This is a genomic window from Burkholderia sp. Bp8998 (genome assembly GCF_003854235.1).
GTDB lineage: Bacteria > Pseudomonadota > Gammaproteobacteria > Burkholderiales > Burkholderiaceae > Burkholderia.
On record NZ_QTQF01000002.1, the window covers coordinates 99,643 to 124,282 of the forward strand.

The 24,640-nt window shown below is 69.7% G+C and carries 22 protein-coding genes; 7 read left to right on the forward strand and 15 right to left on the reverse strand.

What is annotated here, in order from left to right:
* Nucleotides 1-5 precede the first annotated feature (5 nt).
* The 5 genes from DIE06_RS03335 to DIE06_RS03355 are packed head-to-tail and all read right to left on the reverse strand — an operon-like array spanning nt 6 to nt 4,944.
* Complete coding sequence (locus DIE06_RS03335) at nt 6-818, reverse strand: ABC transporter ATP-binding protein (protein WP_124660116.1); 813 nt, start codon at nt 816-818, stop codon at nt 6-8.
* A complete protein-coding gene (locus tag DIE06_RS03340) occupies nt 812-1,918 on the reverse strand; it encodes an ABC transporter permease (RefSeq protein WP_124660117.1) in 1,107 nt (368 codons plus the stop codon). The genes DIE06_RS03335 and DIE06_RS03340 overlap by 7 nt, the downstream gene beginning before the upstream one ends.
* A gap of 4 nt (nt 1,919-1,922) precedes the next feature.
* Nucleotides 1,923-2,957: an ABC transporter substrate-binding protein gene (locus DIE06_RS03345; RefSeq protein ID WP_124660118.1), complete on the reverse strand. Its 1,035-nt coding sequence runs from the start codon at nt 2,955-2,957 to the stop codon at nt 1,923-1,925.
* A 35-nt stretch (nt 2,958-2,992) separates the two neighbouring features.
* Nucleotides 2,993-3,838 (reverse strand): class II aldolase/adducin family protein, encoded by an 846-nt coding sequence (locus tag DIE06_RS03350; RefSeq protein ID WP_124660119.1) that lies wholly within the window; start codon nt 3,836-3,838, stop codon nt 2,993-2,995.
* A gap of 20 nt (nt 3,839-3,858) precedes the next feature.
* The gene (locus DIE06_RS03355; RefSeq protein ID WP_124660120.1) at nt 3,859-4,944 is read right to left on the reverse strand and encodes an LLM class flavin-dependent oxidoreductase; all 1,086 of its coding nucleotides are present in this window, start codon (nt 4,942-4,944) and stop codon (nt 3,859-3,861) included.
* 429 nt (nt 4,945-5,373) lie between these two features.
* On the opposite strand from DIE06_RS03355, the gene DIE06_RS03360 reads away from it, so the two are divergent.
* Entirely contained in the window at nt 5,374-6,714 is a 1,341-nt protein-coding gene (locus DIE06_RS03360) for an acyl-CoA dehydrogenase family protein (protein ID WP_124660121.1), read from the forward strand.
* 61 nt (nt 6,715-6,775) lie between these two features.
* Here the strand turns inward: DIE06_RS03360 and DIE06_RS03365 are convergent, their stop codons facing one another.
* Nucleotides 6,776-7,699, reverse strand: coding sequence for a LysR family transcriptional regulator (locus DIE06_RS03365; protein WP_124660122.1), 924 nt, complete (start codon nt 7,697-7,699; stop codon nt 6,776-6,778).
* Nucleotides 7,700-7,773: 74 nt separating this feature from the next.
* Between DIE06_RS03365 and DIE06_RS03370 the strand changes: the two genes are divergently transcribed.
* A complete protein-coding gene (locus DIE06_RS03370) occupies nt 7,774-8,340 on the forward strand; it encodes a cysteine dioxygenase (RefSeq protein ID WP_124660123.1) in 567 nt (188 codons plus the stop codon).
* Between the two features lie 109 nt (nt 8,341-8,449).
* Nucleotides 8,450-10,075 (forward strand): rhodanese-related sulfurtransferase, encoded by a 1,626-nt coding sequence (locus DIE06_RS03375; RefSeq protein WP_124660124.1) that lies wholly within the window; start codon nt 8,450-8,452, stop codon nt 10,073-10,075.
* Between the two features lie 87 nt (nt 10,076-10,162).
* On the opposite strand, the gene DIE06_RS03380 is transcribed toward DIE06_RS03375, so the two are convergent.
* Nucleotides 10,163-11,308 (reverse strand): glycerophosphodiester phosphodiesterase, encoded by a 1,146-nt coding sequence (locus tag DIE06_RS03380; RefSeq protein ID WP_124660125.1) that lies wholly within the window; start codon nt 11,306-11,308, stop codon nt 10,163-10,165.
* 369 nt (nt 11,309-11,677) lie between these two features.
* Between DIE06_RS03380 and DIE06_RS03385 the strand changes: the two genes are divergently transcribed.
* Both DIE06_RS03385 and DIE06_RS03395 read left to right on the forward strand, forming a co-directional pair.
* Complete coding sequence (locus DIE06_RS03385; RefSeq protein WP_124660126.1) at nt 11,678-12,742, forward strand: phytoene/squalene synthase family protein; 1,065 nt, start codon at nt 11,678-11,680, stop codon at nt 12,740-12,742.
* A gap of 489 nt (nt 12,743-13,231) precedes the next feature.
* Nucleotides 13,232-14,452 (forward strand): porin, encoded by a 1,221-nt coding sequence (locus DIE06_RS03395; RefSeq protein WP_124660128.1) that lies wholly within the window; start codon nt 13,232-13,234, stop codon nt 14,450-14,452.
* A 142-nt stretch (nt 14,453-14,594) separates the two neighbouring features.
* Here the strand turns inward: DIE06_RS03395 and DIE06_RS03400 are convergent, their stop codons facing one another.
* From DIE06_RS03400 to DIE06_RS03435, 8 genes are all read right to left on the reverse strand, one after another.
* On the reverse strand, nt 14,595-16,085 hold the full coding sequence (locus tag DIE06_RS03400) for an efflux transporter outer membrane subunit (protein WP_124660129.1): 1,491 nt from the start codon (nt 16,083-16,085) through the stop codon (nt 14,595-14,597).
* Between the two features lie 10 nt (nt 16,086-16,095).
* Nucleotides 16,096-17,250 (reverse strand): ABC transporter permease, encoded by a 1,155-nt coding sequence (locus tag DIE06_RS03405; protein ID WP_124660130.1) that lies wholly within the window; start codon nt 17,248-17,250, stop codon nt 16,096-16,098.
* On the reverse strand, nt 17,247-18,218 hold the full coding sequence (locus DIE06_RS03410; protein WP_124660131.1) for an ABC transporter ATP-binding protein: 972 nt from the start codon (nt 18,216-18,218) through the stop codon (nt 17,247-17,249). The genes DIE06_RS03405 and DIE06_RS03410 overlap by 4 nt, the downstream gene beginning before the upstream one ends.
* Nucleotides 18,215-19,177, reverse strand: a complete 963-nt coding sequence (locus tag DIE06_RS03415) for an HlyD family secretion protein (protein ID WP_124660132.1) — start codon at nt 19,175-19,177, stop codon at nt 18,215-18,217. The genes DIE06_RS03410 and DIE06_RS03415 overlap by 4 nt, the downstream gene beginning before the upstream one ends.
* Nucleotides 19,174-19,872, reverse strand: coding sequence for a TetR/AcrR family transcriptional regulator (locus DIE06_RS03420; protein WP_124660405.1), 699 nt, complete (start codon nt 19,870-19,872; stop codon nt 19,174-19,176). Before DIE06_RS03420 ends, DIE06_RS03415 begins: the two co-directional genes overlap by 4 nt.
* Nucleotides 19,873-20,180: 308 nt before the next feature.
* Nucleotides 20,181-20,612: a cupin domain-containing protein gene (locus DIE06_RS03425; protein ID WP_124660133.1), complete on the reverse strand. Its 432-nt coding sequence runs from the start codon at nt 20,610-20,612 to the stop codon at nt 20,181-20,183.
* 10 nt (nt 20,613-20,622) lie between these two features.
* Nucleotides 20,623-21,060 (reverse strand): carboxymuconolactone decarboxylase family protein, encoded by a 438-nt coding sequence (locus DIE06_RS03430; protein ID WP_124660134.1) that lies wholly within the window; start codon nt 21,058-21,060, stop codon nt 20,623-20,625.
* 95 nt (nt 21,061-21,155) lie between these two features.
* Nucleotides 21,156-22,637 (reverse strand): PLP-dependent aminotransferase family protein, encoded by a 1,482-nt coding sequence (locus DIE06_RS03435; protein ID WP_124660135.1) that lies wholly within the window; start codon nt 22,635-22,637, stop codon nt 21,156-21,158.
* 153 nt (nt 22,638-22,790) lie between these two features.
* Between DIE06_RS03435 and DIE06_RS03440 the strand changes: the two genes are divergently transcribed.
* Complete coding sequence (locus tag DIE06_RS03440; protein ID WP_124660136.1) at nt 22,791-23,708, forward strand: LysR family transcriptional regulator; 918 nt, start codon at nt 22,791-22,793, stop codon at nt 23,706-23,708.
* Between the two features lie 146 nt (nt 23,709-23,854).
* Nucleotides 23,855-24,604 (forward strand): SDR family oxidoreductase, encoded by a 750-nt coding sequence (locus DIE06_RS03445; RefSeq protein ID WP_124660137.1) that lies wholly within the window; start codon nt 23,855-23,857, stop codon nt 24,602-24,604.
* Nucleotides 24,605-24,640 lie beyond the last annotated feature (36 nt).

Below are 24,640 nucleotides of genomic sequence, written 5' to 3' on the forward strand. Positions count from 1 at the left end.
CGCATCTACCAGCTCGCATCGAGTCCGAGATGCCGCAGCGCTTCGTGGCGCAGCGCGGCGAGGCGCGGGTCGCCACGATGGCGCGGATAGGGCGGGTCGACGCGTAATTCCGCGACGATGCGTGCGGGCCGCGGCCCGAACACGATCACGCGCTGCGCGAGAAACAGCGCTTCCTCGACATCGTGCGTGACGAGCAACGCGGAGAATCCGTCGCGTTGCCACAGCGCGGTCAGCTCGGCCTGCATCGTCAGCCGCGTCAGCGAATCGAGCTTGCCGAGCGGCTCGTCGAGGATCAGCACGCGCGGATCGTTGACGAGCGCGCGGGCGAGCGCGACACGCTGCGCCATCCCGCCCGACAACTGATGCGGAAACACGTTCGAGAATTCCTGCAGCCCGACGCGCGCGAGTGCGTCGTCGACGCGATGCTGCGCGGTGCGCGCCACGCCGCGCGCCTCGAGGCCGAGCGCGACGTTCGCGCGCACGCGGCGCCACGGGTAGAGCGTCGGATCCTGGAATACGACGATGCGCGACGGATCGGGCCGTTCGATCGGCGCGCCGTCCTGCGCGATCGTGCCTTGCCGCGCGGCGTCGAGGCCCGCGACGAGCCGCAGCAGCGTCGATTTTCCGCAGCCGCTCGGGCCGAGCAGCGCGACGAATTCGCCGGCCGCGACCGACAGCGTGACGTCGTCGAGCACCGGCAGCGGGCCGCCGGGGCCGTCGAACGCATGGCTCACGCGGCGGATGTCGATGCGCGCGCCGCGCGGGGCCGTGGCGGTCGGCGTGGAAACGGACGATTCGAGAGCGGCGGCGCTTACCATTTGACGGTTCCTTTCTGCCACGCGAGCACGCGGTCGCGCACCGCGAACAGCAGCGCGATCAGCCCGGAAAACTGCAGCGCCATCACGATCAGCGCCGCATACATGTTCACGTACGATGCCCAGCCCTGCGCCCAACTCAGGTACCAGCCGAGCCCCGACTTGACGCCCATCATCTCCGCGACGACGAGCACCGTGAACGACGCGCTCAGCCCCATGAAGATGCCGACGAACACATGCGGCAGCGCGGCCGGGATGGCGACGCGCAGCACGAGGAAGCGCGCGTTCGCGCCGAGCGTGCGCGCGACGTCGTAGTACTGCCGGTTCACGCTCGCGACGCCCGACCACGTCAGCACCGCGACCGGGAAGCCGGTTGACAGCGCGATCAGGAACGCGGCGGCCGAATAGCTCGTCGGGAAGAAGTAGAACGTGAGCGGCAGCAGCGCGGTGGCCGGCACGGGGCCGAGCACGCGCAGCACCGGATGCACCCAGTAGCCGATGCGGCGCGACCAGCCGATCGATACGCCGACCGCGAACCCGACCGCGACGCCGTAGGCAAACCCGAGCGAAAGCAACTTCAGTGTATTGGCGGCGCTGCCGGCGAGGCGTGGCCAGTCGTCGACGTAGACCTCGATCAGCGCCTGCGGCGGCGCGAAGAACGGCGTCGGCAGCCAGCCGGTCTTGGCGGTGACGATTTCCCACCCGGCGAGCACGAGCGGCAGCGCGACGAGCCACGGGCCGGCCGTGCGAACGCGGGCGAGCCGTGCGCGCGTGGCCGGCAAGCGATGGCCGAGCGTCGCGGCGACCAGCAGCAGCGCGGCGATCGCCCACGCGGCGATGCCGAACGTGTCGGTGTATGCCCAGTCGGTGAAACCGACGACGCGGTTGGGCCACCAGCAGGTCACCGCACCGAGCGCGGCCCACGCTAGCGCTGCCACAACGCCGGTCGGCCAGGTACGCGCACGGCGGGCTTCGGCCGCGAGCGTTGCATCGCAGGCCGTGCATGCGATACGGGGCGCAGCATTGACGGGAGCCGTGGCCGTGGCGGCACCGCCCGGTGCCGATGCGGTGCGCGCGGCGGACGCGTGTTCGATCGTCGACATCGCGTCACCCCAGCACGTTCGCATAGACCTGCTGCGCGAAGCGCTGCGGGTCGGTGCTCTTCTTCAGTACGCTGATCCGCCGGAAATCGTCCGCGTAGAACGCGATTTCCTGCTGCAGGTCGACGTTGGTCGGGTGGTGCGTGTAGGTCAGCGTCGCGTACAGCTTGCGCAGGTCTTCGGGGTTGATCTTCGGGGAATACTTCGCGAACGCCTTCGCGGCTTCGTTCGGGTTGTCGTGCGTGTACTCGGTGGCCTGCACGATCGAGCGCGCGAGCGCGGCAGCCGCCGGCCGGTCGTTGCGCACGAGGTCGCCGCGCGCGCCGATCACGCAGCACACCTTGCGCGCGTATTCGCCGGACAGGTTCGTCGCGAGTTCCGTATACGCGCCGTTGCTGCGCTTCTCCAGCAGATAGAGGTTCGGGTCGCCGTCGGCGATCGCCTGGATCTCGCCCTTGTCGACCGCGACGCCGAGCAGGTCGGCCGGATACTGCCGCCACGTGATGTCGCGCTCTGGATCGATGCCGTTCTTCGCGAGCAGGATCGAGAAGAAGTGCTTGCCGGGCGCCGCGAGATCGCTGACACCGACCGTCTTGCCCTTCAGCGCCTGCAACGTCGTCACGCCGGCCGTCTTCGCGCCGAGCAGCCGCACGCAGCCGCCGTGCGAGCTGCCGATGATCTTCACGTCGAAGCCGGCTTCGAGCGGCTTCAGCCAGCGGTGGATCATCCCGACCGCGGCATCGGCCTTGCCGGTCGCGATCGATTCGAGCAGCTGGTCGGTCGACCCGCTGTAGTTGATCAGCTCGACCTTCAGCCCGTTCTTCTCGAAGAAGCCGTTCTCCTGCGCGACCACGATCGGCGTCAGGCAGAACGCATTCTGGTTCCACGCGAACGTGAGCTTCTTCAATGGCGGCGCCGACCAGGCCTTGCGGCCGAGCGTGATCGCCGGTGCGGCGAGCGCGGCGGCACCGGCCGCGCGCAGCAGCCGGCGGCGTTTGTCGTCAGGTGCGCCGGTCGGCGCGGGTGCGGTGGGTTCGGTCATTGTGTGGTCTCCGGTTCCGGTCGTGCGGCAGGCGCTCAGTCGAGCAGGTCGGGTTCGTCGGCGACGACGCGCGCGTACAGGCTGTCGAACGCATGCAATGCGCCGTCGGGGCCGCCAATCTGGCCGTGCGTGTGTCGTGCGGTCGCGTGATCGATCGGTTGCGGCGTGCCGGCCGCCTCGGCCAGCAGCTGCGTGTGCGCGGCGTTGTCGAGCGCGATGTACCACCACGCGGCGGCCTCGACCGTCGGGCCGGCCGTCAGGATGCCGTGGTTCTTCAGGATCACGCCCTTGTGCGTGGTGCCGTCGGGCTTCGCGAGCGCGTCCGCGATCCGCGCGCCTTCGCTCGTATCGACGACCATCCCGGTGAAGTCGTCGAACAGCGTGTGGTCCTCGTAGAACACGCACGCGTCCTGCGTCAGCGGGTCGAGCGGGCGGCCGAGCGTCGACCACGCCTTGCCGTAGGTCGAATGCGTATGCGCGGCGGCGACGAGGTGCGGATGCGCGTCGTGAATCGCCGCATGGATCGCGAACGCAGCCTTGTTCAGCGGCCGGTTGCCGATCGCGGTTTCGCCGCGCGCGTTGACGAGCAGCAGGTCCGACACCTTGATCTGCGAGAAATGCACGCCGAGCGGATTCACCCAGAAGTGGTCGGGCAGTTCGGGGTCGCGCGCGGTGATGTGGCCGGCGAGGCCCGACGCGAAGCCGAAGCGCGCGAACAGGCGGAACGCGGCCGCGAGCCGCTCCTGCCGGTGGCGGCGCTCGGCGGCGACGTCGATGCGCGGCGCGGGCGGATCGAACCAGAAATGCTGGCGCGGCGTGTCGGCGAGGACGAGACCCGACGTGGTGCGCGCGGGCGATGGCGAGGACAGGACGGCGGACATGGTCGGCGTCTCCCTTTGCGTCAGGCCGCGCGGCGCGCCGCGTCGCGTGCCGCGACGGCGCTGCGCACGCGCGGAATCAATTCGCGGCCGTAGTCGATCGCGTCGTCGAGCGGGTCGAAGCCGCGGATCAGGAACGTCGTCACGCCGAGATCGTAGTAGTCGAGCAGCGCGTCGGCGACCTGTTCGGGCGTGCCGACCAGCGCGGTCGAATTCGAGCGCGCGCCGGTGAGCTTCGCGATTTCGGTCCACAGCCGCTTGTCGACGCGCGAGCCGCGTTCGGCCGCGGCGAGCAGGCGCCGCGCGCCTTCGCTCTGCTGCGGGCCGCCAGTGCCGAGGCCGGCCGCTTCGCGCAGCCGGCGGGTTTCGTCGAGGATCCGGTGCGCACGTGCCCACGCTTCGTCTTCGGTCGCCGCGAGGATCGGCCGGAACGACACGGAGAAGCGCACCTGCCGGCCGTGCTTCGCGGCTTCGGCGTGCACGCGGGTCGTCAGGTCGCGCACCTGGTCGAGCGATTCGCCCCACAGCGCATAGACGTCCGCGTGCTTGCCGGCCACTTCCAGCGCCGCTTCCGAGGCGCCGCCGAAGTAGATCGGCACGTGCGGCCGCTGGAACGGCTTCACATCCGAAAAGCCCTGCGTGAAGCGGTAGTGCGCGCCTTCGTGATCGAACGGCTGCGTTTCGGTCCAGATGCGGCGCAGGATGCCGAGGTATTCGTCGGTGCGTGCGTAACGTGCGTCGTGGTCGAGGAAATCGCCGTCGCGCTGCTGTTCGCTGTCCGAGCCGCCGGAGATGAAGTGCACGGCGAGCCGGCCGCGGCTGAACTGGTCGAGCGTCGCGATCTGCCGCGCGGCGAGCGTCGGCGCCGTGAAGCCCGGGCGATGCGCGAGCATGAAGTGGATGCGCTCGGTCGCCGCGGCCGCGAACGCGATCGTCAGCGTCGCCGACGGGCCGGTCGAGTGGTGCGGGACGAGGATCCGGTCGAAGCCGGCCGTTTCGTGTGCGCGGGCGAAGTCGCGCACGTAGTCGGGGTCGACGACGGGGCCGGCAGGCGGATGGATTTCCGATTGCTTCTGGCTCTGGATCATGCCGATGAATTCGACGCTCATCTGGGTCTCCGATGCGAGGACGGCCCGGCTCGGCCAGCGATGGCCGGCGGGGGCGGGAATGGAGCGCAGATTACCGCCGGGATCATGCGAAACGGAAATAATCAATCCCGATTTGAATATCTGATTTGCATGGTTTGGGCGCGTGTGCGTTGCGCATACGCTGTGGGCTCGCGATCGAACCGAAAGGGCGCCGGGTGCATCTCTGGCGGGGCTGACGCGCCGGGCACGAAGCGGATCCGCATGCGGTCCGGGATTCGCGCCCCCCGCTCGAATGCCGATCCGTTTGCGGGCATTGGCGACAAACGTCCGCGAACCCGCCCGCGCGTCCGCACCCGATCGCGGCCGGCTTCACGCGCCGCCGCGCCATCCGCGAATGGATCTCCGCTGAATCGTCACCCAGCTACCCAGTCACCGAGGGAACCCGTACCGATGTCCGCCAGCCTTGCCGCTTCCTCGCCGCACCCGGCGCAGTCGTCGCTGCGCCACCTGCCCGCCGACGATGCACGCGTCGCCGCGCTGCTCGCGCGTCTCGCGCCCGAATTCGCCGCCGACGCTGCCCGCAACGACGTCGACGGCCGCTTTCCATATGAGAACTTTGCGCGACTGCATCGCGCCGGCCTGATTGCACAGGTCGTGCCGCGCGAGCACGGCGGCGTGGGCGCGACGCTCGCGCAGGCGAGCCGGATCGTGGCCGCGGTCGCGCGCGCCGATCCCGCGACCGCGCTGGTGCTGACGATGACGTATCTGCAGCATCGCGCGCTCGGCCGCGCGGACAACCGCTGGCCCGCGCACCTGCGGCGTGCGGTGTTCGACAGTGCGGTCGACGAAGGTGCACTGATCAACGCGTTGCGCGTCGAACCGGCGCTCGGCTCGCCGTCACGCGGCGGCCTGCCCGACACGATCGCGCGTCGCGACGGCGACGGCTGGCGGCTGTCCGGCCACAAGTTGTACAGCACCGGTATTCCGGCGCTGCGCTGGCTGGCCGTGTGGGCCCGCACCGACGAACCCGAGCCGCGCGTCGGCGTGTTCCTCGTGCGGCGCGAGCGCGACGCGGAAGACGACGCACGCATCCGCGTGATCGAAAGCTGGAATCACCTGGGCCTGCGCGCATCGGGCAGCCACGAGGTCGTGTTCGACGACGTGCGGCTGCCCGCGGATCATGCGGTGGACGTGCGCGCGCCCGATGCGTGGGCGGTGTCGGCAGCGAGCCATGCGGATGTCGACGCGCAGGCCGACCAGCAGGCATGGATGGTCGCGCTGCTCGGCAGTCTCTACGATGCGGTGGCGCGCGCGTCGCGCGACTGGCTGCTCGATTTCGCGACGACGCGCGCGCCGAGCGGGCTCGGCGCGCCGCTCGCGACGCTGCCGCGCGTGCAGGAGGCCGTCGGCGAGATCGAAGGGTGGCTGCACACGAACCGCGTGCTGCTCGACGGGCACATCGCGCGCACCGATGCGGGCGACGCGCCGACGGTGACGACGAGCGGCCTCGTCAAGCGAACCGTGACGGAACACGCGATCCGTACGGTCGAGCACGCGTTGAAGCTGTCGGGCAATCACGGTCTGAGTCGCCACAATCCGCTCGAACGTCACTATCGCGACGTGCTGTGCAGCCGCGTGCATACGCCGCAGGACGATGCGATCGCGGTTGCCGCGGGGCGTGCGGCGCTCGCGGCGGCGCGCAGCGCAACCGCATCCGCGAATGCGGAGGTGGAGGCGCAGTCGGGCGCGACGTCGCGCACCGCGCCGGCATCCGGTCGAAACGATGCGTGAGCGGGGCGGCGCGACAGTCAGCGCAACCGGGACGACGCCGCGCCGGTGTCGCCGGCCTCGGTCAAGCAGCCTCGTCGTGCGCGGCGGTATCCGCGGGCAACGCGAACGCCGTGCGCGCATGCGCGGCCACGGCCGCGAGCGGCGCCTTGAAGCGCGCGGCATCTTGCCGGTGCAGCAGCCACAGATCGATTTGCGGCTTGAAATCGGCGAGCGGCACGATGTCGACCGCGTCGCGCAGCGGGCTGCCCTCCACGAGCGGCAGCGGCATCAACCCGATGCCGAAGCCATTCGCGACGCTCTGCAATTGCAGGTCGCGGCCATAGGTGTCGAGCGTGACCGGCATCGGCAGCCCCTGCGCGTCGAGCGCGCGGCGCAGGCCCGCGCGAAAGCCGCAGCCGTCGGGATTGAGCACCCAGCCGCGCGCCTGGCAGTCGGCGAGCCGGTAGCTGCGGCGCGGCCAGTCTCCCTTGCGGCCGACCGCGACGAGCCGCGTGGCCAGCAGCCGCTCGCCCTCGACCTGCGGCGGCAGCACCATCTCGCGGGCCAGAAACATCAGCGCCGCGTCGAGTTCGCGGCGCGCGACGCGCTCGACGAGCATGCCGCCCCAGGCGGTCGTGACCTGCGTGGCGAGCGCCGGCCATTGCCCGCCGAGCTGCGCGATCAGGCCGGGCAGCATCAGCTCGCCGAGCCCTTGTGTGAGGCCGACGCGGAATTCGCCGGCGGGCGGCCGCTGGCCGGCCGTCAGTTCGCGCAGCGCATCGACTTCGCGCAGGATCGCGCGGCACTGCTCGAACACCTGCAGGCCGATGTCGGTCGGGCGCGGCGGCTTCGTGTTGCGGTCGAGCAGCGTGACGCCGAGCGCTTCCTCGAGATTCTGCACGCGCCGCGTGATCGCGGGCTGCGTCATCCCGAGTTCGGCCGCGGCCAGGCTCAGCGTCTGGCAGCGGACGACCGCTGCAAAAGCGTCGATATCGCTAATTTTCATGTTTGTTCTGCATGGTCTTTCCGGTGCATCATGACGATCCATCATATTCGGCATCATATTCGAGGAGGCAGCCGATGAGTACGCTTTCGTTGCAGCAGACGCCGCTGCGTCCGTTCGTCGATGGGCTGGGCGCGCTGCTCGCGTCCGGCGCGAACGAGGCGCGCATCCTCGACGAGGGCGGTGCGCTGCTTGCCGCGCTCGTCGCGCACGACGACTGGCTGCCCGACGCGTTCGCGCAGCCCGATCCCGAGCGCTACCGCCAGTACCTGCTGCATCTCGATCCCGACGAGCGGTTTTCGGTCGTCAGCTTCGTGTGGGGGGCCGGCCAGACCACGCCGATCCACAACCACACGGTGTGGGGGCTGATCGGGATGCTGCGCGGCGGCGAGTTTTCACAGCCGTACCGGTTCGACGCGGCCGGCAAGCCGGTGCCGTCGGGCGATGCGGTGCGGCTGCAGCCGGGCGACGTCGAAGCCGTGTCGCCGCGCATCGGCGACGTTCATCGCGTGACCAACGCGTTCGCGGACCAGGTATCGATCAGCATCCATGTGTACGGCGCGAACATCGGCAAGGTCGAGCGTGCCGTGTTCCTGGACGACGGCACCGTGAAGCCGTTCGTGTCGGGCTATTCGAACGCGTGACGCCGCCGGTCGCGGGCGCCCCGTTGCGAGCGCCCCCCCGCAGGCTCGAGATTCATCCGCTTTCCGTGTGCTTTCTTCACCGACTTCAACAGAATCCGACAGAGACATCGTGACGCAATCCGCTGATTCCACTTCCCGTTTCCCCGTCGCGTCGTACCAGGACGTACGCGCGCGCCTCCTGGCCCGCGACGAGCTCGCGCTGATCGACGTGCGCGAGGAGGATCCCTACGCGCAGGGCCATCCGCTGTGGGCCGTCAACTTTCCGCTGTCGAAACTCGAACTCGACGCATGGACGCGCATTCCGCGTCGCGACACGCCGGTCGTCGTGTTCGGCGAAGCCGGCGGCGAGGATCTCGCGCCGCGCGCGGCCGCGAAGCTCGCGCAGCTCGGCTATACCGACGTGCGGCTGCTCGACGGCGGCCTCGCGGGCTGGCTCGCCGCGGGCGGCGAACTGTTCATCGACGTGAACGTGCCGAGCAAGTCGTTCGGCGAATGGGTCGAGGCCGAGCGCCATACGCCGTCGTTGTCCGCGCAGGAAGTGCAGGCGCTGATCGACGCGAAGGCCGACGTCGTGATCGTCGACGCGCGCCGCTTCGACGAATACCAGACGATGACCATCCCGACGTCGACCAGCGTGCCGGGTGCGGAACTCGTGCTGCGCGTGCGCGCGCTCGCGCCGAATCCGGAAACCCGGGTGGTGGTGAACTGCGCGGGCCGCACGCGCAGCATCATCGGCACGCAGTCGCTCGTCAACGCGGGGCTGCCGAACCCGGTCGCGGCACTGCGCAACGGCACGATCGGCTGGACGCTGGCCGGCCAGACGCTCGAGCACGGCGCCGCGCGCCGATTTCCGGACGAGATCGACGCGAAGCAGCGCGCCGACGCGCGTCAGGCGGCGCGCGCGGTGGCCGAGCGCGCCGGCGTGCCGCGCATCGCGCTCGCGGACGTCGCCGCGCTCGACGAACCGGGCCGCACGCTGTACCGCTTCGACGTGCGCACGCCGGAGGAATACGAAGCCGGCCATCTGCCGGGCTTCCTGAGCACGCCGGGCGGCCAGCTCGTGCAGGAGACCGACCATCACGCGGCCGTGCGCGGCGCGCGGATCGTGCTCGCCGACGACGATGGCGTGCGCGCGGACATGACCGCGTCGTGGCTCGCGCAGATGGGCTGGGACGTGCGCGTGGTCGAGCCGGCCGGCACGGCGGCGCTCTCCGAGCGCGGTCAGCCGCCGCGCGCCCTGCCGGCGACGCCGCAGGTGACGGAGGTGTCGCCCGCGACGCTCGCGGGCTGGCTGAAGGAGGCGGGCGCGGGCGAGATCGCGATCGTCGACGTGACGACCAGCGCGAACTACGTGAAGCGCCATATCCCCGGTGCGTGGTTCGTCGTGCGCGCGCAGTTGCGCGACGCGCTCGCCGCGATCCCGCCGGCGAAGCGCTATGTGTTCACGTGCGGATCGAGCCTGCTCGCGCGCTTTGCAGCGGACGACGCGCGCGCGCTGCTGCCGGCTTCCGCGGCAATTGCAGTGCTGACCGGCGGCACGGCTGCATGGATCGATGCGGGGCTGCCGCTCGAGCACGGCGAGACGCACCTGGCGTCGCCGCGCGTCGATCGCTACCGGCGCCCGTACGAAGGCACCGACAACGCAGCCGCGGCGATGCAGGCGTATCTCGACTGGGAATACGGGCTGGTCGACCAGCTGAAGCGGGACGGCACGCACCACTTCCGCGTGATCTGACCACGGCGCGGCAACCGACATGCGGCACGACGTGCGCCGCGCGCGGTTGCCGCGCGCGGGTTCGGCGGCTCGTCGCGTTCGGCGGGTTCAGCGCTTGAACGTATCGACGGCCGTGCGGCCGACGGCCGGATCGTCGGTGAAGAAGCCGTCGATGCCCGCACGCAGGTACGCCTGAATCTCGCGCACCGAGCCCGCGGTATTGCGCGTGGCCGGCGTGCCGCCGTCCTTCAGCGACGCGGGCAGGAAGTTGTTCTCCGGCCGGAACGTGTACGGATGCACGACGAGGCCGGCTTCGTGCGCGTAGCGCACGTAGGGCGTCGGCTGCTGCAGCGTGCCGTCCGCGGCCACCGCGATGATCGACGTCTTGTACGGCCCGACGCCGTTCGCATAGGACGCGATCTCGCGCATCCCGTCGCGCGTCGACAGGTCGCCATAGGTGCGCTTGTCGTTCGCCTTCACGAAGTCGTACGGACGCTGGCCGGCTTCGTCCATCAACTGCACGAGCTTCCAGTTCGGCTGGCTCGACCTGATCCGGTTGCGGATCGTCTTCAGGTTCGCCACCTCGAACGACTGGATGTAGACGGTCGCCGTGCGCGCCGTGTACGGATCCTTCAGCAGCGCGTCGACGAGGCGGTCCTCGAGCGGCAGGCCGATCGACTGGAAGTAGGTCGGGTGCTTGGTTTCCGGATACAGGTGGATGGTGCGGCCGGTCTGCGCGGACATCTGTTTCGCGAGCGCGACGATCTCGTCGAAGGTCGGAATCTCGAACTGGTCGTTGTACGCGGTGTTCGCCGGGCGAACTTGCGGAATGCGCTCGCGGGCACGCAGCGTCTTCAGCTCGGCGAGCGTGAAGTCCTCGGTGAACCAGCCGGTCAGCTGCGCGCCGTCGATCGTCCTGGTCGCCTTGCGGCTCGCGAACTGCGGCAGCGTCGACACGTTCGTCGTGCCGGAGATCTCGTTCTCGTGGCGCGCGACGAGCACGCCGTCGCGGGTCGCGACGAGGTCGGGCTCGATCACGTCCGCGCCGTCCTCGATCGCCTTGCGGTACGACGCGAGCGTGTGCTCGGGGCGCAGCGCGCTCGCGCCGCGATGGCCGACCACCTGGATTTTCGCGGAGATCGGCTGCGCGGGATCGGACGCCGAGACGTCGTCGCCGCCGCAGGCGGCAAGCAGGAGGGCGGCGGCACAGGCGAACGGGATGCAGCGCAGGGCGGTCGGGCGCGTGAAGAGCATGTCGGTGAACCTTCGAAACGGAAGTCGGTGAAAGGGCGGTCGTTCCGGCGGCGTGGCCTGTCGTGCCGGGCCGACGGGGAGCGAACGGGATGCGATCGTCGCATCCGATAATTACATATGCATTACTCTCGCCTTTCTTTTTGTTGTTGCATTCGGCGCGCTGCAAGACCGGAAAGCGCAACCGTGCGCGCGGCGCGCTCCGGCGTCGCCGGGAGCGGGCGCGCCGGATGCACTAAACTTGCGGGACTTTTGCATCGCCGCGCCGGGCCGACGCCCGCCCGCGCACGACGATGCGGCGACTCGCGGCCGGCGCGGGCGCCCGGCGCCCGTGTGCGTCCGGGGTCCGCGCCGGCCGATTTTCACCGACCCATGACGACTCATACCGATTCCGCCTACCTGCTCGGCGACCTGCTGAAGAACGTTTCCCGATCCTTCTACCTGACGCTGCGCGTGCTGCCCGACGGCATGCGCGAGCCGGTCGGCCTGGCCTACCTGCTCGCGCGTGCGGCCGACACGATCGCCGACACGGCGCTCGTCGCGCCCGATCGCCGCGCGGCGCTGCTGACCGACCTGCGCGACGAGATCGAGCGGCTCGGCGACGGCGCGGCGCTGTCGCGCTCGCTCGAGGACGTGACGCGGATGCAGACGGATTCGCACGAGCACGCGCTGCTCGGCTCGATGGAGCCGATGCTCGCGTTGCTGCGCGCGCAGCCGGACGCGGACCGCGCATCGATCCGCAAGGTCGTCGCGACGCTGACGTCGGGGATGGAATTCGACCTGCGCACGTTCCCCGACGAGCAGTCGGGGCAGGTCGCGTCGCTGCCGAACCGCGACATGCTCGATCGCTACACGTATCTGGTCGCCGGCTGCGTCGGCGAGTTCTGGACCGACATGACCGGCGCGCACACGCGGGCCGCGCGCGGCTGGGATCTGGCGGACATGCGCGAGAAGGGCGTCCGTTTCGGCAAGGCGCTGCAGATGACCAACATCCTGCGCGACTGCGCGAAGGATCTGCGAATCGGCCGCTGCTACCTGCCGGACGACGTGCTGGCCGCGCACCGCGTGGGTGTCGCCGACCTGATGTCGCCCGATGCGTCGGCGCGCGCGCGCGGCGTGCTGGTCGAACTGCTGCGCGTGACGCTCGATCAGTATCGCGACGCGTGCCGGTACACGCTGGCGATTCCGCGCCGCTTCGTGCGTCTGCGGCTCGCGTGCCTGTGGCCGATCATGATCGGCCTCGAAACGCTCGAACTGCTGGCCGGCCACGATATGTGGCTCGATCCGGCGAGGCCGGCGAAGGTGCCGCGCAAGCGGATCTACCGGATCATGGCGTCGTCGCTCGCGCTCGTCGGCTCGAACGCGGCGATCCGTGCGCGCATGAACGCGCTCGTCGATGCGGTGAACGCGCGGATCGCGCAGCCGTCCGCGCGCTGAATCGCGCTGAACGATGCCGGCGCGACAGGCGCAGGCATCGCCCCTGGGCCCGCGTTCGCCGGGCCGCTCCCGTCCGATTTCCCCCACACGCACTGAAACGTTTTCACGATTTCGCTTTTCGAAACGTGGGTGTCATGAATGTCAGCGATCCTGCGCGGCGGCGTGAGTCGTGGCGTCAGCCGCGATCACGTATTTGTAAGAGGGTTGTTGCCGAAGGTGTCTGACGACATTGAACGGTCGCGATGCACCAGTAAAAATGTAAAGCTAGGGTTTTCACTGGGAAATGCCGGAGAGGCCCGTTGCGTAAGCGTTTTCAGGTGTTATGTAACCGTTTGGTGAACCCGTGCGTTGCGTCGATCATACGATGACCGACCGCGCATATTGGGAAATGGTTGGTAATCCGTCAGAATCGCCCCGGCATGTACTCGCACATGTGTCAGTCATAAAACCACACCAGAAAAGAAATCATTCTTTGAGGACGGAGAATCAATGAAAAAGCGCGTCGCTTTCGCCATGACGGCAGCGGGTCTCGCAGCCGCTACCGCCGCCCACGCACAGAGCAGCGTGACCCTGTACGGTATCGTCGATAACGCCATCGCTTGGCAGAACAACTCGTCGGCGACCAGCGCGGTCTCGGGCGGCCACTCGAAGGTGCAGATGGCCACCGGCATTTGGGCAGGCAGCCGCTTCGGCCTGAAGGGCAGCGAAGACCTCGGCGGCGGCACGAAGGCGATTTTCCAGCTGGAAGCCGGCTTCAACGCGAACAACGGCACGTCGCAATGGACGAACGGCATCTTCACGCGTCAGGCGTGGGTCGGCCTGACCAACCAGACGTACGGTACGCTGACGGCAGGCCGCCAGTACACCGCGTACTACACGCTGCTGTCGCCGTATAGCCCGACGACCTGGCTGACCGGCTATTACGGCGCGCACCCGGGCGATATCGACTCGCTGGATACCAGCTACCGCACGAACAACTCGCTCGTCTACATGTCGCCGAAGTTCTACGGCTTCACGGTCGGCGGTTCGTACTCGTTCGGCGGCGTCGCAGGCAGCGTGAACCGCGGCTCGACGTGGAGCGCGGCGATCCAGTACCTGAACGGCCCGGCAGGCATCGCCGTCGGCTTCCAGCGCATCAACAACTCGACGCTCGGCGGCGGTGTGTGGGGCGCGAATTCGACCGCGCAGAACGGTCTCGACACGAGCGGCAACGGCGCGGAACAGGCCGTGTCGTCGATCAACGGCGGCTACAAGTCGGCACAGGCGCAACAGCGCGTCGCTGTGACGGCCGGTTACCAGTTCACGCCGTCGTGGGACATTTCGGCGTCGTACTCGAACGTTCAGTACATCCCGGGCGTGGGCTCGTCGTTCCGCAATACGGCGATCTTCAACACGGCGGGCGCCGTGCTGCACTGGAAGGCATCGCCGCAATGGGACTTCGCGGCAGGCTACGCGTACACGCGTGCGACCGAATCGAACGGCATCTCGAGCTCGGCCAAGTACCATCAGGTCACGCTGTCGCAGTACTACAGCCTGTCGAAGCGCACGGGCCTGTACGCGGTTGAAGCGTACCAGCACGCGACCGGCAACACGATCAGCGGCCTGACCGGCGGCATCGTCAATGCAACGACCTCGATCGGCGACGGCGTGGGCGCAGGTTCGAAGCAGAACCAGATCGCGGCAGGCGTCGGCCTGATCCACCGCTTCTGATGTCGCGCGGCGCGCGAGCGCCGCTCACGGCATGCGGTATGAAAGAACCGGCCTTCGGGCCGGTTTTTTTTGTCGGTGCGCGCCGCGTGGGTACCGTTGCCGGTCGGGCGGCGTCAGACGTGTGCCCGCGCCATCCTGCCCGTCATCGGGACGAATCCTCCGCCCAGTTCCCCGCCAGCGCCTGGAACAACGCTGCCGTATCGGCAAGCCGGTCGGCCTGCGCGCGCGTGCGGTCGAGCGCGGTCTGCAGTGCCTGCCGCTGCGCGTCGAGCAATGCGAACGTACTGATCCCGCCTGCCGCGTAACGGTCGCCGGCGATCGCATTGCCTGCGGCCGCTTCCCGTGCGGCCGTGTCTCGCGCTTCCAGTTCCGTCGCATCGTGTTCGACCGCGCGCATCGCGTCGGCGACCTGCTGGAGCGCCAGCAGCACGGTCTCCCGATAGCTTGCGAACGCCGCGTCGTACGCCGCTTCGGCCGCGCGCTTCCTCGCGCGCAGCTCGCCGCCATGAAAGAGCGGCTGCGTCAGGCCGAGGCCGGCGTTCCATACATTGAGCCCGCTCACGATATCCGCGATGCGCGTGCGTTCCGAACCGATCCCCGCTGAGATCGAAAAACGCGGATAGAGATTCGCGGTCGCCACGCCGACGTTCGCGCTCGCCTGGTGCAGCACGGCCTCCGCCGCGCGGATATCGGGCCGTTCGCGCGCGAGCGTCGACGGCAGCGCGACCGGCAGCGTGCGCGGCAGCGCGAGCGCGTCGAGCGTGAGGTCAGGAAGCGCGGCGTCGGACGGCGGCGCGCCCAGCAGGATCGCGAGCCGGTGGCTGGCCTGCGCGAAGCGGGCCGCGAGCGGCGGCAGCGAGGCTTGCGTCTGCGCGAGCAGCGTGCGCTGCGCATGCACGTCGGCGCGCGATATGCCGCCCGCCGCGAAGCGCGCGTCGACGATGCGCAGCTGCCGCGCCTGCGCGTCGACGAGCTGCCGCGTGAGCGCGATCTGCTGCGCGAGCGACGCGCGCAGGATCGCGGTCGCGACGACATTGCCCGCGAGCGTCAGGCGCGCGGCATCGAGCGTGTAGGCCTGATAGTCGACCTGGGCGCGCAGCGCCTCGAGTGCGCGCCGGTTGCCGCCGAACACGTCGAGCGCGTACGACACGCTCACCGACGCGTCGTACAGCGTGAACGGCCCGGGATTCGGCACGTTGGCGGGCAACCCGAACGCGGCGATGTCGACCTTCTCGCGCGTGGCGGACAGGTTCGCGTCGACGCGCGGCAGCATTGTCGCGCCGGCTTCGGCCGCATGGTTCTGGCGCGCTTCGTCGAGCCGCGCGCGGGCCTCGGCGAGCGTCGGGCTGTTTTGCCATGCGGTATCGACGAGCCGGTTCAGCGGTTCGGAGCCGAACTGCGTCCACCAGCGTTGCAGCGTATGCGCGGACGATGCGAACGTCTGCGCGTCGCCGGCCGGGCCGCCGGCGGCCGCCGTTGCCGCGGGCGCGTCGTCGCGCGTATAGCGCTGCGTGGACGGCGCGTCGGGCGTGTGGAAATCCGGCCCGACCGTGCATGCGGCGACGAGCAGCGCAACGGCTGCCCATGTGCTGCGGCGGGCGGTGTATGGGGCGCGACGCGAAGCCGGTTGCATGGCGCGGCCCCTAGTCGAGCGTGCGCCGGTAGAAGCGCAGCGCGACGCCCATCACGACGAGCGTGAACAGCGCGACCGGCCATACGGACGGCCACAGGTCGGCCCAGCCGTTGCCTTTCAGCAGGATGCCGCGCACGAGGCGGTTGAAGTAGGTGAGCGGCAGCAGGTTGCCGATGAACTGCGCCCACTTCGGCATCCCGGCGAACGGAAACATGAAGCCCGACAGCAGGATGTTCGGCAGGAAGTAGAACACCGCGAGCTGCATCGCCTGCAGCTGGTTCTGCGCGAGCGACGACAGCGTGATGCCGACCGTCAGGTTCGCGGCGATGAACAGCAGCGCGGACAGGTAGATCGCGAACATGCCGCCGACGAACGGCACGTGGAACACGAAGCGCGCGGCCACGAGGATGATCGACACCTGGATCAGCCCGATGAACACGTACGGGACGATCTTGCCCGTCATCACCTCCAGCGGCCGCACGGGCGTCGCCAGCAGGTTCTCCATCGTGCCGCGCTCGCGTTCGCGCGTGATCGCGAGGCCGGTCATCATCACCATCGTCATCGTCAGGATCACGCCCATCAGGCCCGGCACGACGTTGTACTGCGTGATGCCTTCCGGGTTGTACAGGCGGTGCAGCACGACGTCGAACGCGGCCGGGCGGCCGTTCAGGTGCGCGAGCGGGCCCGTCAGGTCCTTGTCGGCGACGGGCTTCACGAGCCCCGGCAGCGCGCCGATCGCCGACGCGGTCGCGACGGGGTCGGTCGCGTCCGCTTCGACGAGCAGCGACGGGCGTTCGCCGCGCAGCAGCCGCTTCGAGAAATCGGCCGGCACGCTCAGCACGAACTGCACGTCGCCGCGTGCGAGCGCATGCCGGCCGGCCGCTTCGTCGGGCAGCGTCGTGACGATGTCGAAGTACGCGGAATTGCGCATCGCGGCGATGAAGCTGCGCGCGAACGGGCTCGAGTCGGCGACGATCACCGCGGTCGGCAGATGCTTCGGGTCAGTGTTGATCGCGAAGCCGAACAGCGCCAGCTGGATGATCGGCACGCCGACGATCATCGCGAAGGTCACGCGGTCGCGGCGCAGCTGCAGGAATTCCTTCAGCACGATGCTCCACCAGCGCGCGACCGAGAATGATTCTCGCAGGCCCGTCCATGTGCTCATGTCGCCGCTCCGCCGGGCGGTCCGGACGCGCGGCCCATCATGTAGATGAAGACGTCCTCGAGCCCGGTATCGATCGGCGCGACCTGCAGCGGTGCCTGACCGTCCTTCTGCGCGTCGGCCTGCGCCGCGACCTGCGCGAGCGTCGCGTCGAGCCGCGCGCGATCGCGGCCGCTCACGTGCAGCACCGAGCCGAACACGACCGTCTGGTCGACGCCCGGCATCGTGCGCAGCCGCGCGGACAGTTCCGCGAGATGCCCGCCCGTGACCGTACGCGTCGACAGGTGCTGCGACGCGACGATCTCCGTCGACGTGCCCTGCGCGAGCAGTTCGCCGGACGCGATGTACGCGAGCTTGTGACAGCGTTCGGCTTCGTCCATGTAGTGCGTGCTGACGAGCACGGCAATCCCTTGCGCGGCCAGCCGGTGCAGTTCTTCCCAGAAGTCGCGGCGCGCGGCCGGATCGACGCCGGCGGTCGGTTCGTCGAGCAGCAGCAGCTCCGGCTCGTGCAGCATGCACGCGGCGAGCGCGAGGCGCTGCTTCCAGCCGCCGGACAGCGCGCCCGTGAGCTGGTCCGCGCGGCTCGCGAGACCGAGCCCGTCGAGCGCGCGCGCGACGGTCGCCTTGCGGTCGCGCATCCCGTACACGCGCGCGACGAAATCGAGGTTTTCGCGGATCGACAGGTCTTCCCAGTACGAGAAACGCTGCGTCATGTAGCCGACGCGCCGCTTGATCTGCGCGCTGTCGCGCACGATGTCGTAGCCGAGGCAGGTGCCGCTGCCCGAGTCGGGCGTGAGCAGGCCGCACATCATGCGGATCGACGTCGTCTTGCCGCTGCCGTTCGGCCCGAGAAAGCCGAAGATCTCCCCGCGCGCGACGCGCAGCGAGACGTCCTTCACGACGTGCTTGTCGCCGAAGCGCTTGTTCAGGCGGTCGACGTCGATCGCATACCGGGCGGGCGGCGCGTTCATCGCATCCTCACGGAGACGGGCTGGCCCGGGTGCAGCTTCGGCGCGTCGGCGAGCGCCGGGCGCGCCTCGACCATGAACACGAGCTTGGTCCGGCTCTCGTTGCTGTAGATCACGGGCGGCGTGTACTCGGCGTCGCGCGACACGTAGGTGACGCGCGCGGGTACGTCGGCCGGGCAACCGTCGCAGCGGATCGCGACCGTGTGTCCCGGTGCGATCGATGCGACGGCCGCCTCCGGCACGAAGAACCGCACCTTCAGGTTCTGCGGCGGCAGCATCTGCACGACCGGATTGCCGGCCTGCACCCATTCGCCCACGCGGTACAGCGTGTCGTACACGCGCCCGTCGGCGGGTGCGGCGATACGCTTCTGGTCGAGCTTCCATTGCGCTTCGGTGACGGCCGCCTGTGCGGCATCGACCTGCGCGGCCTGGGCGGTCACCTGCTGCGCGCGGCCCGGCAGGCGCGCGACGTCGACCTGGTTCTGCAACTCGCGCACCTGCGCGGCGGTGGTCTGCGCGGACGTGCGCGAATCGTCGAGCTGCTGTTTCGACAGGCCGCCGGCCGCGTACTGGCGTTCGTCGCGCGCGCGTTGCTCGGCGGCCCGCGCGGCCTGGGCCGTGGCCTGCGCGAGCTGCGCCCGCGTGACCGCGACTTCCGGCGGGCGCTTGCCGGTCTGCAGGTCGGCAAGCTGCGCGCGTGCGGCCGCGAGTTGATGTTGCGCCTGTTGCAGCGCGGCCGTTTCGTTGACGGCTTCGAGCGAGAACACCGGCGTACCGGCCGCGACGGCCTGGCCGCGCTCGACCGACAGTTGCGTCAGCGTGCCCGCCTGCGACGACGACAGGTACACGTATTCGCCTTCGACATAGCCCTGGTAGGTCGCGACGTCGTCCGCGGGCCGCCCGCAACCGGCGAGCAGCGCGACGGTGGCCAGCGCGAGCGGCAGCGGCCGGGCCGCGTTCACGACGGCCTCCGTCGTGCATGCGCGTCGGCATCCGGCCCGGCGGCGGGCGGCTGCAGGCCGGAACCGAGCAGCGCGCGGACGTGGCGATGCAGCACGTCGCGATCGATCGGCGGCTGGCCGCGCACGCTCTGCCACAGCTTCGCGGTGGCGAGCGGCAGCATCACGAGCGCAATGATCGAATGGAACAGGAACGCGGGCTCGAGCGCGGGGTTCAGCGTGCCGGCCTGCTGCGCGGCGCGGATGCGCTCGGCAAAACGCCCGACATGCTCGAGCGGAATGCGCCGGACCATCCGCTCGCGCAGCAGGCCGCCTTCATGGACGATCTCGCGCAGCCAGATCGACGGCAGCCAGGGCATGCGATGCGTGACGTCGAAGAAGCGGTCGACGAGTTCGGTGACGAGCGCGAACGGATCGTTTTCGATATGCGGGGCGGTCGGTCGCCACACGAACGCGATGACCTGCGCGAGCCGCTCCTCGACGATCGCGTCGAGCAGTTGCTCGCGATTCGTGAAGTAGTAGTGGACCATCGCCGACGTGACGCCTGCGGCCGCGGCGATCTGCGCGACCGTCGTCGCGGCGATGCCGCGCTCGGCGAACAGCTCGATCGCGACGTCGAGCATGTGGTCTCGCACGTCGAAATCGTCCACCGACGGGCGGCGCCCGCGCGGCCTGGCGACGGTGGATTTCGCGATCATGAAATCGACGCTAATTGATGAGTTAGTTAATTTCAAGGAGGGGTTTTCGCCCGCGTTGATCGAGATCAGGCGAGGGGCGAATGGCGGTGCGGACGAGCGGGGCGGCGGCGCGGCAAAGGGATGTGTGTCGGCTGCGGAGTGTAGGGAGCGGCTAATGGGGAAGCTGCGGGGAAAAGGTGGGGGAAACGGCAGGGGAAACGGCGGAGCGGACGCGGCTGGAACCGGTGAGGCTGCCGCGCGGCACGGGCCGGACAGCCGGTCGCGCAGCACGGGTGCGTGCCCGACACGGCACGCCCCCTGAAACCTCGTCACTGATCGATCGGCGACTTCAGCGGCGCATGCTCGCTCGTCAGCCCGAACACGACGAGTTGCGCGGGTTCGGTCGCGCTCGCATTGCGCGACATCCGGTGGCGCGAACCGGGCGGCTCGTACCAGCCTTCACCGGCGCGATAGCGGCGCACCGGGCCGTCGTTCACCTGCGACAGCACTTCGCCCTTGGACACGACCGCGAACACCGAACCGAGGTGCTTGTGCGCGTCGGACGCCTGGCCGGGCGCATAGTCGACGGTCGCGACGACGGCGAGCCTGCCGGGCGCTTCGGGCACGGCCTGTTGCAGGACCGCGTGCACGTTGTCGCCGGCGTCGTGCGCGTGGGCGGCGGCCGGCAGCGCGGCGCCGAGCGCGAGCGACATGCACAGCATCGCGCGGCGCAGCGTGGAACTGGAACTGGAGCGCATCATCGTCGTCTCCTTACTCGGGCATCTTGCGGAACGCGATGGCGAAGCGGTTCCACGAGTTGATCGTCGCGATCAGCATCGACAGGTCGAACAGCTCTTCATCGCTGAAATGCGGCTTCACGGCCTCCCAGACGGCATCGGGCACGTGGTTGTCGGCGACCCGCGTCAGCGCTTCGGTCCACTCCAGCGCCGCGCGTTCGCGCTCGGTGAAGAACGGCGTTTCGCGCCAGACGACGACCGTCGCCAGGCGTCGATCGGTCTCGCCGCCCTCGCGCGCGTCGGTGGTATGCATGTCGACGCAGAACGCACAGCCGTTGATCTGCGACGCGCGCAGCCGGACGAGTTCGGCAAGCGGCTTCTCGATCGAGCTTTTCGCGAGGAATTCCTCGGCGTTGCGCATCACCTTGATCGCGTTCGGGCTGGCGGCATAGAAGTTCAGGCGCGGTTGCATGGCAGGTCCTTTTTCGGTGGGGTGCGCTCGGTGGCGCGACAGGACCCACTTTAGGCTTGCCACTGGCTTGCTTGAATGGCCAATTCCGGGGAAATTCAGGTAACCAGTGCCGCGCCCCCGACACTGCCCGCATCCAGCAGCGCGGCCAGTTTCGCGAGCGCGGCGTCGATGCGCAGCGCGTCGATCCCGCCATAGCCGAACAGCAGCCCCGCGCGCGCCGCCGAGCCGACGTGGAACGCCGAGATCCCGTACAGGCCGATGTCGTGCTCGCGCGCCGCGCGGACCAGCGCGGCTTCGTCGAGCCCCGGTTTCAGGTGCGCGGCGAGGTGGATGCCGGCGGTCGGCACGATCGGTTCGAACCACGGCGCGAGGCCGCCGCGCAGATGCGCGAGCAGCATCTTGCGGCGCGCGTCGTAGTGCTTCTGCACGCGCCGCAGGTGCCGCGCGAAATCGCCTTCGAGCATGAAGCGCGCGAGCGCCGCCTGCGTCAGCGTGCAGGTATGCCAGTCGACGATCTGCTTCGCCTTGGCGAGCGCGCCGCGCAGCGCGCGCGGCGGAATCGCGTAGCCGATCCGCAGTTCGGGAAAGATCGTCTTCGAGAACGTGCCGACGTACGCGACGAGGCCCGTGCGGTCGAGGCTCTTCAGCGACTCCACCGGCCGGCCTTCGAAGCGGAACTCGCCGTCGTAGTCGTCCTCGATGATCACCGCACGGCGGCGCTGCGCCCATTCGAGCAACGCGACGCGCCGGTCCAGCGTCATCGGCATCCCGAGCGGGAACTGGTGCGATGGCGTCACGTAGACGAGGCGCGCGTCGTCCGGGAGCCGCTCGGTGACGAGGCCGTGCGCATCGACCGACACGCCGATCACCGTCGCGCCGAGCGAGGCGAACGCCGCGCGTGCCGGCGGATAACCGGGATTCTCGACCGCGACGACGTCGCCCGGCCGCACGACCACGCGCGCGATCAGGTCGAGCGCCTGTTGCGCGCCTTGCGTGACGAGCACGTCGTCCCAGCCGCACGCGACCGCGCGGCTGAACGCGACGTAGCGCGCGATCGCGCCGCGCAACTGCGGATCGCCGGCCGGGTCGTGGTACTGGCCGGGGCCGCGCGCCTGCTGGCGCAGCGCGTGATGCAGGCAGCGGCGCCACGCGTCGAACGGGAACAGCGTCTTGTCGGTCACGCCGCCGCGGAAGTCGAACGCGGGCGAGTCCTGCGGCGCGGGCATCGCGAGCGCGTCGGGCAGGTCGTCCCACAGCGCGCGTGCGTCGACGGCGTGGGCCGGCGGCGTGTCTTCGACCAGCGATGGTGTGGAGGCCGCCGCATGCGGCACCCGCGCGAGGCCGTCGGCGACGAACGTGCCGTCGCCCGCGCGCGTGTTCAGGTAACCCTCGGCGACGAGACGCTCGAACGCGTCGAGCGTCGTCTTGCGCGACACGCCGAGCTGCTTCGCGAGATCGCGCGTCGACGGCAGCCGGGCGCCGCCTTCGAGCCGCCCGTCGACGATTGCGGTGCGCAACTGCCGGAAGATTTGCCCGGTCAGGTCGTGACGGCCTTCGATGCGGATCGCGATGTCCATCGCAGTGGTTACCTTGAATGCTCGGTTTTGATGTCGATCAGCATACCGGAAGTTCATGCCGGCATCCGCCGCGCACCGGGCACGGCGACATTCGATTGGACCGCCACGCGCCGCTGCCTTACGATCCACCACACCCCCGACCGGAGTGCCCTCATGCTGTCCGAAGACGAACTCGCGCTGCTCGATGCGATCCGCGCCACCGGCAGCCTGTCGCGGGCGGCCGCGCGGCTCGGCAAGGCGCCGTCGACCGTGTCGCACGCCGCGCGGCAGCTCGAAACGCGCTTCGACGCGCTGCTGTTCGACCGGCGCGGCTACCGGCTGCAGCTCACGCCGGCCGGCCAGTTGCTGACCGACGAGGCATCGCGCCTCGCGCTGGACGTCGCACGGCTCACGCAGCGCGTGCGGCAGGTCGCGAGCGGCTGGGAGGACCGGCTGTGGATCGTCAGCGACGAGGTGATGGAGTTCGATACGCTGCTGCCGGTGGTCCGCGCATTCGATGCGCTCGATTCGGGCGTGTCGCTGCGTTTCACGCACGAAGTGCTCGGCGGCACCTGGGAAGCGCTACGCGACGGTCGCGCGGATCTGGTCGTCGGCGCGACCAACGAGCCGCCGGCGATTCCGGGCTTCAAGTGGTTCGAGCTCGGCGCGATGGAATGGGTGTTCGCCGTGTCGCCCCGCCATCCGCTGGCGTCGGCGGGCGAGCGGCTGACCCGGGACGCGATCGGCGCGCATCGCGCGGTCGTCGTCGCCGATTCGTCGCGGCGGGCCGTCGGTCGCGCGTATGGGCTGCTCGGCGGGCAGGCGGTGCTCGCGGTGCCGTCGATGCGCGCGAAGATCCTCGCGCAGCGCGACGGGCTCGGCGTCGGCTGGGTGCCGCGCCGGCGCGTCGCGTCGCTGCTCGCGCGCGGCGAACTCGTCGAGAAGGAAACGGCCGATCCGCGCGAACCGAACGTGCTGTATGTCGCGTGGCGCGGCGACCGCGACGGCCGCGCGCTGCAATGGTGGCTGGAGCAACTGCGCGAACCGCGGCTCGCGCAGCGCCTGCTCGACGGGATCGACGTGTCGGGCTGAGGGCGCCACGCGGGCACGAGACGGTCCGGCCCACGCAAACACGTTCGAAGATTTCGAACATGTCCGCCGCGCCGGTCGTACGGCAAGGCCAGGCGACGCGCGCATCCTGTGTTCACGGTCAACTCACCGGTTCAAAGGAGAACATCATGCAACGCTTCGAAGGAAAAACGGTACTCGTCACGGGCGGCAACAGCGGCATCGGCCTGGCGGCCGCACGGGCATTCGCGGCCGAAGGCGCGCGTGTCATCATCACCGGGCGCGACGAGCAGACGCTCGCCGCCGCGCGCGAGACGCTCGGCAGCGGCGCGCTCGCGATCCGCAACGAGGCCGGCAGCGTCGCGTCGGCGCGGGCGCTGGCGGATGCGATCGCGGCTGCCGGCGCGCGGCTCGACGCCGTGTTCATCAATGCGGGCGTCGCGAAACTCGCGCCGTTCGCGGACAGCGACGAGGCGATGTGGGACCTCGTGTTCAACACCAACGTGAAGAGTGCGTATTTCCAGATCCAGGCGCTGGTGCCGCTGCTGAACCGCGGCGCGTCGATCGTGATCAACGGCTCGATCAACGCGCACATCGGGATGCCGGGTTCGTCCGTGTACGCGGCGAGCAAGGCGGCCGTCAATTCGTTCGCGAAGACGCTGTCGACGGAGCTGCTGCCGCACGGCGTGCGCGTGAACGTGGTGAGCCCCGGCCCGGTCCAGACGCCGCTGTACGGCAAGCTCGGCCTCGATGCGGCAACGCTCGACGAGACGGCCGACAAGATCAAGGGGCTGGTCCCGATCGGCCGCTTCGGCACGCCGGACGAAATCGCGTCGACGGTGCTGCACCTGAGCGCGCCCGAGTCGGCGTTCATCGTCGGCGCGGAAATCATCGCGTCGGGCGGGATGGGCCTGCTCTGAGCGTGAAACCGGCGGGGCTGCATCGCCTGACGTGAT